Origin of the sequence: Noviherbaspirillum autotrophicum (assembly GCF_000818395.1) — a bacterium.
GTDB lineage: Bacteria > Pseudomonadota > Gammaproteobacteria > Burkholderiales > Burkholderiaceae_D > Noviherbaspirillum > Noviherbaspirillum autotrophicum.
The window spans coordinates 4,479,966-4,480,279 of the sequence record NZ_JWJG01000028.1; the positions used below are offsets into that span (position 1 = coordinate 4,479,966).

Here is a 314-nt window from a genome sequence, read left to right on the forward strand (position 1 = left end):
CGTGTTCGTGGTGTGGGCCAAGGATGACGAGGGACAGATCCGTGGCTTCGTGCTGGAAAAGGGCTGGAAAGGCTTGTCCGCTCCAGCCATCCACGGCAAGGTCGGCTTGCGCGCCTCGATCACTGGCGAGATCGTGATGGATGAGGTGTTTTGCCCGGAAGAAAATGCCTTCCCCGAGGTGCGCGGCTTGAAGGGGCCGTTCACCTGCCTGAACTCGGCGCGCTACGGCATTGCCTGGGGTGCGCTGGGTGCGGCCGAAGATTGCTGGCACCGTGCCCGCCAGTACGTGCTGGACCGCAAGCAATTCGGCAAGC

At 63.4% G+C, this 314-nt stretch carries 1 protein-coding gene; it reads left to right on the plus strand.

Translation table 11 applies throughout. From position 1 onward, the window contains the following. On the plus strand, positions 1-314 hold a 314-nt coding region (locus TSA66_RS26425; RefSeq protein WP_269748406.1), incomplete at both ends, for an acyl-CoA dehydrogenase family protein.